Genomic DNA, 13620 nt, shown 5'->3' with positions numbered 1-13620 from the left:
TCGCGAATGCGCGCCCCCGGCCCTTGGCGTCGCCGGGCGGCTAAGCCCCGCCCCGTTTCACCGTCGCCAGCCAGTCCGGATCCAGGCGCTGCTGATCCACATCCAGCCCCTGCGCCTGCATCGCCTCGCGGTGCTGATTGATCTCCTGCACCATTTGGCTGAGGTCGCTGGAGTTGCCGTCGAGCTGGTGCATTTGCGTCACGCCCAGGTGGTAGAAGCGCAGCAGCTTCATGGCGGCCGGATCACTCGCGGCCACCGCGCCCTGTACGTGGTGCATGACATTGGTGACGCGCATCAGGTTGCGCTTGAGCTGCCAGCCATACACCGCCGGCGCCATCCACGGTTGCGACCACAGCTTGAAGCGCACCAGGGCGATGGTCAGCCCCAGGCCGACCAGCACCCCGGCCAGGTTCCAGCGGAAATTGTCGCCACCGGGGACGCCGAACAGCTTCACCGCCAGCGTGGACAGCAGCAGCGCCAGCACCACGAAGGTAACGGCGATGCCCAGGGTGATCCGCCGTGTTTGTCGCCGGTAGTCTTCGGGATCGAGCGGTTTGAGTTCGAACATGGCGCTGCGGCGCTCCTGGCTGAGTCATGCGATGGCGCGCATTATCACCCGTAACGTACGCGGTGACGGCCACGGATTCGTTTCAGCGCTGTGCCGGAGCGGCTACCTGCGCAGGTAGTGCTGCACAATCCGCTGGTGACTGCCATCGTCCACCAACGCCTGCAGAATCCGCGCATAGCGCTGCACAAACTGGGGCGTGCTGGTTTTCTTGCTGAATGCCACCTCCGCCGCATCCGCCGACACCACCACCTGGGTTGGTTTGATCCGCGCACTCAGCCCCAACTGGTTGAGCTCATACAGCCCGGTGCTTTCGTCGGCGATGATGCCGTCGATGCGGCCCTTGTCGACCATCTGCCAGAGGTTGCCGCGGCTGGCATTGAACGACACCCGCGCGGCAAAGGCCTGCTGGCCCATCAACTGCTGGTAGGCCGGCCCGTAGGACACATTGGTCTGCGCGCCGAGGCGAAAGTCCGTGTTTTGCAGGTCCAGCAGTTGCGTCACGGGCCAGCGCTCCAGAGCGTCCTGGCGCATGAACAGGATATTGCGCGAAGGCTTCAACACCGCCCCGGAAAAGTAGGCGTACGCCTCCCGCTCCGGTTTGCGGAAGGCGCCGGCCAGCACGTCCAGGCGGCCCAGTTCGAGTTCCTTGAGCGCACGCCCCCAGGGCAGCTTGACCAGCTTGATGGTGCAGCCCAGACGCCCCAGCACCTCGCGATTCAGGTCGATATAGATGCCACCGACCTCGCCATTGGGCAGCAGCATGCTGAACGGCGGATCGTCGTCCCAACGCAGGGTTTTCTCGCAGGCCAGGAGCGTACAGGGCAGGAAAAGCGAAAGGAGAAAAAAGGCTTTCGAACAGGTGCTGTGCAGCAGGGACGAGGCGCATGCAACGGCTTTATTCAAGATCAGCACTCACAGCAGGTTCGGCTGGTTTTTCCTGAGTCTAGAGAAAGAGCCCGATGCCCGGCTAGGTTTTCTGTCGGAGCGCCCAGGCCGGTAGGCGAAACAACCTGCAAGCGCACGCAGCGCTCGGCCTGACCTCGGCCTTCGCCCTGGCCAGCGCCGTGCTCTGCGGCATCGTCATCGCCGCGCTGAAGCCCCTGCGGGGCACGTGTCAGCGCGCGGCAAGCCATTGCTGAAACGCGCCGGCGCCCACGACTGAGGCGCCGCGCGCCTGCACAAATGTTCTAAACGCCAACAGATGGACGCGTTAAAGTTGCAGCCTCCCACCCCGCCCGGAACACCCCGTGAGCTCTCGTAACTGGATCGACTTCACCCAGGATGCCGACACCGGCATCGAGTCGATCCGTGCCCACTTCGAGGGCCACGCCTACGACCCGCACTGGCACGACAGCTACCTGGTCGGCGTTACCGAACAGGGCGTGCAGCAGTTCAATTGCCGGCGCGAGAAGCACCTGAGCACGCCGGGCAAGGTGATCCTGCTCGAACCGGGGGAGATCCACGACGGCTATGCGCCGACCGAGGAAGGCTTCACCTACTCGATGCTGTACATCGACCCGCAGTGGCTGGAGCGCGAGCTGCACGCGCTGTTCGAGCATGCGCCGGCAGACAGCACGCCGAGCTTCGCCAGCATCCTCAACACCGACAGCCGTCTGGCCGGCGCCATCTTCCGCGCCTTCCAGACCCTGCACCAGGGCGACCTGCGCATCGTGCGGCAGACCGCCATCGACGACCTGCTCGGCACCATGACCCGCAGCCTGCAGTGGCGCAAACGGGAGAACCCGGATCCACGCCTGCCGCTGGTGGCGCAGCGTGCCCGCGACTACCTGCACGCGCACTACGACCAGGACATCGGCCTCGATGAGCTCGCCCAGGCCTGCGCAGTGGATCGCTTCCGTCTCAGCCGTGCGTTCAAGAGCGCCTTCGGCGTGGCACCGCACGCCTACCTGATCCAACTGCGTCTGGCCAAGGCACGCCAACGCCTGGCCCGTGGCGAAAGCCCGGCGGAGGTGGCCAGCGCCCTGGGTTTCGCCGACCAGAGCCACCTGGGCCGCTGGTTCCGGCGCGCCTACCAGCTCACTCCCGCCGACTACCGTCGCCGCTGCTCAAAGCTTCCAGACTGATCCGCCGCCACGCCGCAACATGGGCCTCACTCAACAAGGAGACCCTGCCATGCGTCGTATCCACTCCATTCGCGGCGAGAGGGCCTGAGCCATGCAAAGCCTGTTGCCCTTTCTGCTGTTCGCCTTCGTCGCCACCATCACGCCGGGGCCGACCAATATCCTCGCGCTAAGCCACGCCGCACGCTTCGGCCTGCGCGCCACCTGGCCGCTGGTGCTCGGCGCCTGCCTGGCAGCAGCGCTGATCGTCCTGCTGGTCGGGCTCGGCCTGGGCGAGGCGCTGCTGCGCTACCCACGCGTGCAACTGGCGATGAGCTGGCTCGGCGCGCTGTGGTTGAGCTGGCTGGCCTGGCAGCTGTTGCGCAGCGCGGCCAAGCCACTCAACACCGAGGCGAACGGCCAGCGCGAGCTGGGCCCGCTGGGCGCTGCGCTGCTGCAGCTGGTCAACCCCAAGGTGTGGATGATGGCGGTCGCCGTGGTCAGCGTGTTCGCCGCCGGCAGCGACGACAAGGCCGCGCGGGTGCTGCAGCTCTCGCTGATCTTCCTGCTGCTGGCCGTGCCGAGCATGAGCGCCTGGGCCCTGCTCGGTGTCGGCAGTGCTCGCCTGCTGCAATCGCCGCAGCGAATGCAGCGTTTCAACCAGGCGCTGGCGCTACTCCTGTTTATCTCGACCTGGCTGGCTTTGCTGCTCTAGAGCTTGAAAGCCCCAACCAGGCCACGCGGTACAGCTGACGATGGGCACGGCCAGTAGAGTCAGGCTTCCACCGCGCTCCACTGCTTGCTCAGGCGCTTGTCCGACACGGCCATCCTGGTGCCGAGTTGCTGGGCGAACAGCGAGACGCGGTACTCCTCCAGCATCCAGCGATACAAGACCAGGTTGGCGTCGCGCTTGCCCTCCTGGCCGTGTTTGCCCAGGCGCGCCTGGTACTGCTCCCAGTAGCCGGCCAGTTCGCCAGCCCAGACGCGGTCGCGCTGCACCTGGCTGCCGATCTTGTCCAGGCGCTGTTCGATGGCCTTGAGGTAGCGCGGTACTTCCTTGAGCCACTCGGCCGGGGTTTCGCGGACGAAGCCCGGGTACACCAGGTTGCTCAGTTGCAGCTTGATGTCGTTGAGGGCCATGGCCTGGGCCAGGTCGATCTTGCCCTTGAAGCGTTTCTGCAGGCCATGCCACAGCTTGAGGATTTCCAGCGTTAGTTTGGCCAGGCGCTCGGCGTGCTCGGCCCACGCGCCGCGCTTTTTCTCGGCCAGGGCGGCCAGCGCAGCACCATCGCGTGGCAAGGTCGCTTCGCCGTCGAGGATGCAGCTGTCGAGGCTGGCCAGGAGGATGTCTTCGACCAGCGCCTCGACGCGGCCCAGATCGCGATACAGCAGGCCCAGGTCGGTCAGCCCCGGCAGTTTGTTGCGTAGAAACTTGGCCGGCTCGTTGAGTTGTTGCAGCAGCAGTTTCTGCAAGGCGCGGCGGTGCTGGTAGTCGGCTTCGGCCTGGGTCGGGAAACGCCCTTCCTTGACCACGCCGCCCTCTTCCACCAGCGCCGGGAACACGGTCATGGAGAGCCCGGCGATTTTCTGCTGGGTCTTCTCGGCGACTTCGGCGAAGGCCTTGGCCTGTACCGGTTGCTGCGCCTTGTCGTTCTGCGGAATGGCCAGAGCAGCCTGGCTGGCTTCGGCGAAGCGCGCGCACAGTTCGGCCAGGTCGCGGCCTTCGCCAAGGAACTTGCCTTTGGCGTCGACCACCTCCAGGTTCATCTTCAGGTGGCTGTCGACCTGCGCAGCAGCCTCGGCCCAGGCTTCCTCGGAGACCCGTGCACCGGTCATGCGCGTCAGTTCGCGGCCAAGGTTTTCCGCCAGGCTGCCCTGTCCGAAAGTGAGCTTGCTCAGCGCGGCACCGACGAAGTCCGGCACCGGCACGAAGTTCTTGCGCAGCGCCTTGGGCAGGTTGCGCACCAGGGCGATGGCCTTGGCTTCCAGCAGGCCGGGCACCAGCCACTCCAGGCACTCGGGCGGCAGTTGCGGCAACAGCGGCGCCGGCACGCGCAGGGTCACGCCGTCGCGCGGGTGGTTGGGCTCGAAGTGGTAGGTGAGCGGCAGTTGCAGCTCGCCGATCTGCAGGATGTCCGGGTACTGCTGGGCGGTGACTTCCTTGGCGTCGCGCGCCAGCACGTCTTCCTCGCGCATGATCAACAGCTGCGGCTGCTTGGCGCTCTCGCTCTTGTACCAGTGCTCGAAGGTAGCGGCCTGGTTGATCTCCGCCGGGATGCGCGCCTCGTAGTAGGCGAACAGGGTTTCCTCGTCGGCGAGGATGTCGCGACGGCGGGCCTTGGCTTCCAGCTCGTCGAGCTTTTCCAGCAGTAGGCGGTTGGCGCTCAGGCACTTGGCGCGGCTGTTGATCTCGCCACGCACCAGACCTTCGCGGATGAACAGCTCGCGCGAAGCCACCGGGTCGACCGGGCCGTAGTGCACTGGGCGGCGACCGACCACGATCATTCCGTACAGAGTGACCTGCTCGAAGGCCACCACCTGGCCGCGCTTCTTCTCCCAGTGCGGCTCGAAGTGGTTCTTCTTGATCAGGTGGCCGGCCAGCGGCTCGATCCAGTCCGGCTCGATCTTGGCCACCTGGCGGGCGAACAGCTTGGTGGTTTCCACCAGTTCGGCGGCCATCACCCAGGTCGGCTTCTTGCGGCCGATCACGCTGGATGGATGAATCCAGAAGCGCCGCTGGCGCGCTCCGAGGTAGTCGCCGTCCTCGGTCTTCTGGCCGATCTGGCTGAGCAGGCCGCTGAGGATCGCCTTGTGCACGGCCGCGTAGCCCTTGGCGCGCTGCGCCGCTTCGCTGGCCTCGGCCTGCTCGCGGAGGATCACGTTGACCTTGGTGTCGGTGGTCGGCTGCTCTGCTGGTGTGTAGGAGCCAGCTTGCTGTGGTGCGGCATCCCGACGATCCTGCCCGCGCGGTGCCTGACCGCCGCCACGCTGATCGCGAGCAAGCTCGCTCCTACGGGAAGCGGGTTCGGCGTTGGCGGTCTGGCCGCGTTGGCTTTCCGACAACTGCAGCTCGCGGGCGATCAGCACCAGTTGGCGGTGCGAGTCACGCCATTCGCGCAGGCGCATGTAGTTGAGGAAGTTCTTCTTGCACCAGTTGCGCAGCGGGCTGCTGCCCAGCTCCTGGCGCTTCTCCTCGAAACCGCGCCACAGGTTGATCAGCGCGGCGAAGTCGGAATCCACATCCTTCCACTGTGCATGGGCCTGGTCGGCGGCCTGCTGGCGGTCCATCGGCCGCTCGCGCGGGTCCTGCACCGACAGAGCAGAAGCGACAATCAGGATCTCGTCCAGGCTGCCGAGCTTGGCCGCTTCCAGCACCATGCGGCCCAGGCGCGGGTCGATGGGCAGGCGCGCCAACTGGCGACCCAGCGGCGTGAGCTGGCCCTCGCGATTGACCGCGGAAAGCTCCTGCAACAGGTTGAAACCGTCGCTGATGGCCTTGCCATCTGGCGGCTCGATGAAGGGGAAATCCTCGATGGTGCCCAGGCGCAGGTGGAGCATCTGCAGGATCACCGCGGCGAGGTTGGTGCGCAGGATTTCCGGATCGGTGAAGGCCGGCCGGCTGAGGAAGTCCTCTTCGCTGTACAGGCGCACACAGATGCCCGGCTCGACCCGCCCGCAACGGCCCTTGCGCTGGTTGGCGCTGGCCTGGGAGATGGCTTCGATGGGCAGGCGCTGGACCTTGGCGCGGTAGCTGTAGCGGCTGATCCGTGCCGTGCCGCTGTCGATCACGTAGCGGATGCCCGGCACGGTCAGCGAGGTTTCCGCCACGTTGGTGGCGAGGACGATCTTGCGCCCGCTCATGGGCGCGAAGATCTTCTGCTGCTCGGCCGGGGTCAGCCGCGCGTACAGCGGCAGTACTTCGGTGAATCGCAGGTTGGCCTTGCGCAGCACATCGGCTGCGTCGCGAATCTCGCGCTCGCCGGGAAGGAAGATCAGCACGTCGCCGGGGCGCTTGCCCTCGGCCTTCTCGAAGGCGGCGATCTCGTCCAGCGCGGCGAGGATGCCCTGGTCGACGGTGAGGTCGTCGAGCAGGCTCTCGCCCTCCTCGTCCACCTCGGCTGCCAGTGGGCGGTACCAGGTGTCCACCGGGTAGGTGCGCCCGGAGACTTCAACAATCGGCGCGTCGTTGAAGTGCTTGGAGAAGCGCTCCAGGTCGATGGTCGCCGAGGTGATGATCACCTTGAGATCCGGGCGGCGCGGCAGCAGGGTCTTCAGGTAGCCGAGGAGGAAGTCGATGTTGAGGCTTCGTTCATGCGCCTCGTCGACGATGATGGTGTCGTACTTCTCCAGGTAGCGGTCGTGCTGGGTCTCGGCCAGCAGGATGCCGTCGGTCATCAGCTTGATCAGGCTGCTGTCCTTGCTCTGGTCCTCGAAGCGCACTTGGTAGCCGACCAGCTCGCCCAGCGGCGTGCCGATTTCCTCGGCCACGCGGGTGGCGACGCTGCGCGCGGCCAGGCGGCGCGGCTGGGTGTGGCCGATCAGGCCGTGTACGCCGCGACCGATCTCCAGACAGATCTTCGGCAGCTGGGTGGTCTTGCCCGAACCGGTTTCACCTGCGATCACCAGCACCTGGTGCTTCTCCAGCGCGGCCTTGATCTCGTCGCGCTTGGCGGCAATCGGCAGGTTGTCGTCGTAGCGCATGGCCGGCACGCTGCGCTTGCGCGCCTCGACCTTGGCCACCGAGGCCTGGAAACGTTCCAGCCACTGCGCCTGCTTGGCCTCGTCCGGGTGCTTCTGCAACTCGTGCAGCTGGCGGCGCAGGCGATGACGGTCGGCCAGCAGGGCCTGGTCGAGGTTGTTCAGCAGCGGATCACGGGCGGGAATGGCGTCGGTCATAGAAAACTTTCAGAAGCGAGCACTGCTCGCGAACGGCGTGGCTGCACGGTTGGCAGACGGAAATACAGGGACGGGATTGTCGCAGCCCGCTCGGGGCTTGCCCAGCCCGCGCCACAACCTTGACCGGGATCAACAGACGCCAGGCGCGCTTGCGGCAAGCTGCGTAGCCAAATCCCAGCCAACCCGCAGTAGAAGGTCATCATGGGCGCGCTGATCCGCAATCTCTCGCTGAAATACAAGTTCTGGGCGGTCAACCTGGTCGCCTTCGCCACCACCCTGCTGCTGGTGCTGTTCGCCATGCAGCAGGAACAGGCCGGCCGCATCGATGCAGCCCGCGAAGCCGCCCAGGCCCGCGCTGCGCTGTTGACGCAATGGCCGGGCGAAGCGGCGCCAACCGCCAAGGATGCACTGCACTTCGCCGCCGGCAGCCGGCCGAGCCTGCCTGGCCTGGACAGCACCGTCCTACTCGGCGCGCGGGGCTGGGTCGAGCTGGACGGCGACCGCCTGTGGGGCGAGCAGCCCCTGGTCGGCGCCTGGGTGGCGGATGTCGGCGCCGGCCAGCGCCTGGCCGTGCTGACCCATGCACCGAGCCTGTGGCAGCTGTTCGAGCTGCGCGCCGGCAGCTATGCCCTGGCGGTCGCCGGGCTGATGTTCCTGCTGCTCGGCGCTTCGCAACTGTTGATCCGCTTCATTCTCGGCCACCTCAACCAGTTGAAGGACGTGATGCTGCACGTCGAGCGCAGCGGCGACCTGTCCGCCCGCGCACCGAGCGACAGCCGCGACGAGGTCGGGCAGATGGCCGGCGCCTTCAACGCCATGCAGAGTGGCTACCAGCGTGTGGTCGGCACCGTGGCCCAGGCCGCCGCACGCCTGGACGAAGGCGCCAAGCGCCTGGCCGGGAACATGGCCGAGGTGCGCCAAGGCATGCTCGGCCAGCAGAGCGAGACCGACCAGGCGGCCACGGCGATCAACGAGATGTCCGCCACCGTGTCCCACATCGCCCAGCATGCCGCCGACACCCGCGACCAGGCCACCGAGGCGGACCGCCTCAGCGGCGCCGGCCAGGCAGTGGTGGCTCGCGCAGGCACGGCCATCGCCAGTCTGTCGCAAGGCGTGCAGCAAACCGCCGAGATGGTCGAGCGTCTGGCTGCGGACAGCCACACCATCGGCGGCATGGTCAACGTGATCCACGGCATCGCCGAACAGACCAACCTTCTCGCGCTCAACGCGGCCATTGAGGCAGCGCGTGCCGGCGAGCAGGGTCGCGGCTTCGCCGTGGTGGCCGACGAAGTACGCAACCTGGCCAAGCGCGTGCAGGACTCCACCGACGAGATCACCCGCCTGATCGGCAACCTGCAGGCCGGCACCCGCGATGCGCTGGACTTCATGCGCGAGAGCTCGCTCAAGGCCGACCACTGCGTGGAGGAAGCCGGCGCCACGGGTGAAGCCCTGGCCACCATCGCCCAGGCGGTGGCGCAGATACGCCAGAGCAACACGCAGATCGCCGTGGCCGCCGAGCAACAGAGCCAGGTGGCCGAGGAAATGACTCGCTCGGTGGTGGGTATCTGCGATGTCACCGAGCAGACCGTGCAGCAGACCATCGGCTCGGCCAGCACCAGCGCCGAGCTGGTGGAGCTGGCGGGTGAACTGAACCAGGCGATTGGCCGGCTCAAGCTGGGTTAGGCGCTGGTTACGCGGGTTGCACCCGTCTTACACCGTAGGGTGGATGACTCTCTGTTCATCCACCAATGGCTACGCTCGGTGGATCGGTGAAGCGCGATCCACCCTGCGATCTGGTTCTCCGACATTGCGGCTCAGATGATTGAGGGACGATCGCGCCCTTGTAGGAGCCAGCTTGCTGGCGATGCTCCTGCCGGCCAACACCGGATCGCCAGCAAGCTGGCTCCTACAGGGATACCTGCCAATCGACGGAGTGCTCCCCTCTACCCTCTGGGGAGAGGGGCTGGGGGTGAGGGGCATTGGGCAGCGACGATGCGAGCCTGAAACCTCGCCCCCTCACCCTAACCCTCTCCCCAACGGGGCGAGGGGATAAAAGCCAGAGCCTGCGAGTGCGGGCTGGCTTTCTCGTGATCGCAGCTCGGACGAATGAGCGGCGGCAGTGCTTTTGTAGGAGCCAGCTTGCTGGCGATGCTCTTGCTCAGGTGGATGACGCTCTGTTCATCCGCCAATGGCTCAGCTCCGTGAGGCGCGATCCACCCTACTCAGTCACTTGGCACTGGCCAGCGGTGCCTGCGCCTGGCAAGCATCGTCGTCACACACCAGCCCCTCGACCTTGGCCGCGGTATCGACCCGTGCATCCACCGACATGCCCACTCGCAGGTGGCCAAGCAGCGGCTGGCCAGCATCGAGGGCGATCTTCACCGGGATGCGCTGCACCACCTTGGTGAAGTTGCCGGTGGCGTTGTCCGGGGCCACGGCGGCGAAGGTCACCCCGGTGGCCGGCGCCAGGCTCTGCACATGGCCGTGCAGCACGGCGTCGGGGAAGCTGTCCACGGCGATGCGCACCGGCTGGCCGGGGCGCATGTGGTGCAGCTGGGTTTCCTGGAAGTTGGCCACCACGTAGGCGCTGTCCAGCGGCACCACGGCCAGCAGCACATCACCCGGTTTCACGTAGGCACCGACACGCACCGCGCGGCGCCCGACCATGCCGTCGACCGGGGCGCGCAACTGGGTGTGCGAGAGGTCCAGCTCGGCGCGTTCCTGGTTGGCCCGCGCGCTCTGCAAGGCGGCTTCCGCAGCGGCGAGCTGGGCGGCGAGGATGTCGGTCTGTTTCTGCGTGGCAACCAGGCCGGCGCGGTTCTCCTGCTGCTTGGCGCGGGCGCTGTCGTAGCGGCTCTGCGCCTGTTGCGAGTTCTGCACGGTACCGGCGCCACGGCCAACCAGGCGTTCGTAACGCTCACGCTCGCGCTGGGCGAACAGCACTTCGGCGCGATCCGCCTGCAGCGTGGCACCGGCCTGGTCGATCAGCGCCTGCTGGCGCTCCAGAGTGGCCTGGGCATTGGCCCGTTGCGCCTGGGCGCTGGCCACTTCGGCGCGGGCGCCATCCAGCGCAGCGCGGTAGTCGCGGTCGTCGATACGCGCCAGCAACTGGCCGGCCTTGACCCGCTGGTTGTCGTCCACCAGCACCTCGTCGATGAAGCCCGAGACCTTGGGCGCCACCAGGGTGTAGTCGGCGCTGACGAAGGCGTCGTTGGTGCTTTGCTCCTGGCGCTCGGCCAGCAGGAAGTACCAGGCCGGGCAACAGTACGGGGTTGGATTGGCGGGGAATGGCTTCGCTCATGGTCGGCTCCAGCTCAGGTGGCAGCGCGCGGTGGATAGATGCGCGTCGGGACAAAGGGAATGATCAGAATCAGCACCACAGCCAGCAGCGCGGTGCCTAGGTACAGGTCGGACGAGGTCAGTACCTGCGCCTGCTGGTGCAGGCGCGTGGCCAGGTTGGCGCTGTCGCCGAGCAGCGGCGTGTTGCCCAGGCGGTCGACCAGGCTGGTCGAGTGAAAATGCAGGCGCGCGGTGCTCATCACCTCCAGCAGCGCCCCAGCCAATACGGCGGAAAAACCCTTGACGCTGTTGAACCAGGCCGAGGCGAACGGCCCTTGCGCCGGCACGATGCTGCCGGTAGAGAGCATCAGCAGCGGCAGCACCGCCATCGGCTGACCAAAAATCTGCAGCGCTTGCACCAGGTAGAAATCGTCGCGAATCCACGCCGAGGTAATCTGCGAGCCAAGCACGCAGGAAGTCGCCAGCAATGCCAGGCCGGTCGCCAGCACCCAGCGGCAATCGACCCAGCGCAGGTTGCACAATGCGGCCACCAGCGGCAGCGCCAGCAGCTGCGGCAAGGCGACTGTGAGCATCACCGGCGCCGTCTGCAACGGCCGGTAGCCCTGCACCTGCGCCAGGTAGTTGGACGGAATCTGGCTCGACGCCAGCAGCACGAACAGCACCCCGGCCAGGGTGAACAGGGCAAAACTGAGATTGCGCAGCCCGAGCAGCTGCAGCTTGAAGAACGGCAGCGGGTGCGCCCACTCGTTGATCAGGAACAGCACCAGCAACGCGCTGCCGCCACCGAGCAGCACACTGATCAACGGCGAGGCAAACCAGTCCAGGCGCTCGCCCTGCACCAGGCCGATCACCAGCATGCTGATGGCCGGAAAACCCAGCAGCAGGCCTTGCCAGTTGAACTGGGCGAAACGCTCCAGCCGCAGCGGATCCTGCGGCAGGCCCCAGGCCACCGCCGCCATGGCCAGCAAGGAGGTGGGAATGATCTGCCAGAAGGCCCACTGCCAGCCGACGTACTCGACCCAGAACGCCGCCAGCGGTGTGCTCAGGCTGGGGCCGAAGGTTGCCGTGAGCGCGTAGCCGGCCAGGCCGTAGAGCTTGATGTTGGCGGGCAGAAAACGCAGCGCCACGGTCATCAGCATCGGTGGCAGCGCGCCGCCCGCCAGGCCCTGCAGGGCACGCAGCAGCATCAGGCCACGCTCGTCGGGAGCGAACGGGCTGAGCAGGCCGAGAACCATGAAGGCGGCGATGGCACACAGGGTGAAGCGGCGCAGCGACAGGGTCACCGCAAACCACGGAGCAAAGGCCATGGCGCACACCGACGGCGCGGCATACAGGGCCAGCAGCCAGGTGCCTTCGTCGTGGCCGATGCCCATGGCGCCGCGAATATCGGCCAGGGCCACCTTGGTCACGTTCTCGTTGAAACCGGCCACCAGCACCGCCAGCAGCACGCCGAGCAGGCCGACCACGATGCGCGGCCCGAACGGCGTAGCCATCGGCCCAGCCGGCACCGCGACGGGTGTCGCCTGGGCAGCGGCCAGGTTGGCGGAGAGCGCGGCAATCACCGTGGGTGAACCGCGCGCGAATGGATGACAGGAAACAGCATGATCGGCGTCCGCAGACTATGGGCACATGCAAAGTCTACGAAGCGCCATCAATGCCGAAAATTGCAACTTTTCTAATTAATCAGTGCACAAAACGCACGTATTGAATCAACTGCGCAACCCTTCCTCGCAGCACTGCTTGATCAGGCCGCGCAACCAGCGGTGGGCCACGTCGTTGTCGAAGCGCGGATGCCAGGACTGACGCACCTGCACCGGCTGCAGGTCCAGCGGAATAGTGAACGAGCGCAGCGGCAAACCCAGGCGCTGGCAGGTGCTGGCGACCAGGTCGGGCACCGGCAAGATAAGGTCGGACTCCATTAGCGCCAGCACCGCCGAGAAGAAGCTTGGCGAAATCAGCACCACGCGCCGGTCCAACCCCAGCTCAGCCAGACGCTGGTCGATGGGCCCGCGCGCCAGGCCACGGCGGGAGATGCTGATCTGGTCGAAGCCGGCGAAGCGCGCGGGAGTGATCGGCTCAGCGAAAATCGGATGATCCGCCCGCGCCAGGCCGACGAAGCTCGCCTCGAACAGGCCCTGGGATTTGATCTCCGCGGTCAGGCTGCTAGACGCACCGACGATCAGGTCGATACGCCCTTCGCGCATGGCATCGTCGTCACCATCGATTTCCGGCACGAAGCGCAGCACCACGTCGGGTGCCTGCTGGTGCAGGCGCTCGGTCAGCTGCCCGCCGTAGCAGACCATGAAGATGTCGTTGGTGCGCACGTTGAACTGGCGCTGCAGGGTCGGCAGGTCGACCTCGGATGAGCGGAACAGCCCGGCGGCTTGCTCGACCACGCCGCGCACTTGCTCGCGCAGCTCCAGGGCTCTGGGCGTCGGCACCAGGCCACGGCCGGCGCGGACCAGGATCGGGTCGCCGACCGCCTCGCGGATACGCGTCAGGGTACGGCTCATGGCCGGTGCACTGAGGTGCATGCGCCGCGCGGCGCCGACCACACTGCCCTCGTCGAGGAGGATGTCGAGGGCCACCAGCAGGTTGAGGTCGGGGAGTTGCATAGAGCGCACCTTCGAATGGCCATGATTGCGTTAGGCGCAACTGTATAAGCCATCAAGGGTGGCGTCGACGGGTGGCTGGGAGGAGTGTTTTTGTAGGAGCCAGCTTGCTGGCGATGCTCTTGCCAGCCGAAACCGGATCGCCAGCAAGCTGGCTCCTACAGGGATACCTGCCAAGCGGCGG

Annotated in this window: 8 protein-coding genes and 1 pseudogene; 3 read left to right on the top strand and 6 right to left on the bottom strand. The window is 66.6% G+C overall.

Features of this window, described 5'->3' with window-relative positions; translation table 11 throughout:
- Positions 1-40: 40 nt before the first annotated feature.
- Both H3H51_RS07725 and H3H51_RS07720 read right to left on the bottom strand, forming a co-directional pair.
- Positions 41-568, bottom strand: coding sequence for a DUF3087 domain-containing protein (locus tag H3H51_RS07725; protein WP_183088470.1), 528 nt, complete (start codon positions 566-568; stop codon positions 41-43).
- 102 nt (positions 569-670) lie between these two features.
- The gene (locus H3H51_RS07720) at positions 671-1480 is read right to left on the bottom strand and encodes a substrate-binding periplasmic protein (RefSeq protein ID WP_407926468.1); all 810 of its coding nucleotides are present in this window, start codon (positions 1478-1480) and stop codon (positions 671-673) included.
- A 335-nt stretch (positions 1481-1815) separates the two neighbouring features.
- Here H3H51_RS07720 and H3H51_RS07715 point away from each other — a divergent pair, with 335 nt between their 5' ends.
- On the top strand, positions 1816-2652 hold the full coding sequence (locus H3H51_RS07715) for an AraC family transcriptional regulator (protein ID WP_183088468.1): 837 nt from the start codon (positions 1816-1818) through the stop codon (positions 2650-2652).
- A gap of 91 nt (positions 2653-2743) precedes the next feature.
- Complete coding sequence (locus tag H3H51_RS07710) at positions 2744-3343, top strand: LysE family translocator (protein WP_183088467.1); 600 nt, start codon at positions 2744-2746, stop codon at positions 3341-3343.
- A gap of 59 nt (positions 3344-3402) precedes the next feature.
- On the opposite strand, the gene hrpA is transcribed toward H3H51_RS07710, so the two are convergent.
- Complete coding sequence (gene hrpA, locus H3H51_RS07705) at positions 3403-7524, bottom strand: ATP-dependent RNA helicase HrpA (RefSeq protein WP_183088466.1); 4122 nt, start codon at positions 7522-7524, stop codon at positions 3403-3405.
- A gap of 201 nt (positions 7525-7725) precedes the next feature.
- Here hrpA and H3H51_RS07700 point away from each other — a divergent pair, with 201 nt between their 5' ends.
- The gene (locus H3H51_RS07700) at positions 7726-9207 is read left to right on the top strand and encodes a methyl-accepting chemotaxis protein (RefSeq protein WP_183088465.1); all 1482 of its coding nucleotides are present in this window, start codon (positions 7726-7728) and stop codon (positions 9205-9207) included.
- 543 nt (positions 9208-9750) lie between these two features.
- On the opposite strand, the pseudogene H3H51_RS07695 reads toward H3H51_RS07700, so the two are convergent.
- The 3 genes and pseudogenes from H3H51_RS07695 to H3H51_RS07685 all read right to left on the bottom strand — a co-directional run.
- Positions 9751-10770 (bottom strand): annotated as a pseudogene (locus H3H51_RS07695) (HlyD family secretion protein); the annotation flags it as partial.
- A 68-nt stretch (positions 10771-10838) separates the two neighbouring features.
- Positions 10839-12317: an MFS transporter gene (locus H3H51_RS07690; protein WP_183088769.1), complete on the bottom strand. Its 1479-nt coding sequence runs from the start codon at positions 12315-12317 to the stop codon at positions 10839-10841.
- 216 nt (positions 12318-12533) lie between these two features.
- A complete protein-coding gene (locus tag H3H51_RS07685) occupies positions 12534-13439 on the bottom strand; it encodes a LysR family transcriptional regulator (protein WP_183088464.1) in 906 nt (301 codons plus the stop codon).
- Between the last annotated feature and the right edge of the window lie 181 nt (positions 13440-13620).

The sequence above is a fragment of the Aquipseudomonas ullengensis genome (assembly GCF_014174475.1).
In the GTDB taxonomy this organism is placed as follows: domain Bacteria; phylum Pseudomonadota; class Gammaproteobacteria; order Pseudomonadales; family Pseudomonadaceae; genus Aquipseudomonas; species Aquipseudomonas ullengensis.
This window is presented reverse-complemented; position numbering and strand designations above follow the sequence as displayed.

Excerpts from the sequence above, each read along its gene's own strand:
- H3H51_RS07725 (WP_183088470.1), bottom strand. The coding sequence starts at position 568 with ATGTTCGAACTCAAACCGCTCGATCCCGAAGACTACCGGCGACAAACA.
- H3H51_RS07710 (WP_183088467.1), top strand. The coding sequence starts at position 2,744 with ATGCAAAGCCTGTTGCCCTTTCTGCTGTTCGCCTTCGTCGCCACCATC.
- hrpA (WP_183088466.1), bottom strand. The coding sequence starts at position 7,524 with ATGACCGACGCCATTCCCGCCCGTGATCCGCTGCTGAACAACCTCGAC.
- H3H51_RS07700 (WP_183088465.1), top strand. The coding sequence starts at position 7,726 with ATGGGCGCGCTGATCCGCAATCTCTCGCTGAAATACAAGTTCTGGGCG.
- H3H51_RS07690 (WP_183088769.1), bottom strand. The coding sequence starts at position 12,317 with ATGGCTACGCCGTTCGGGCCGCGCATCGTGGTCGGCCTGCTCGGCGTG.
- H3H51_RS07685 (WP_183088464.1), bottom strand. The coding sequence starts at position 13,439 with ATGCAACTCCCCGACCTCAACCTGCTGGTGGCCCTCGACATCCTCCTC.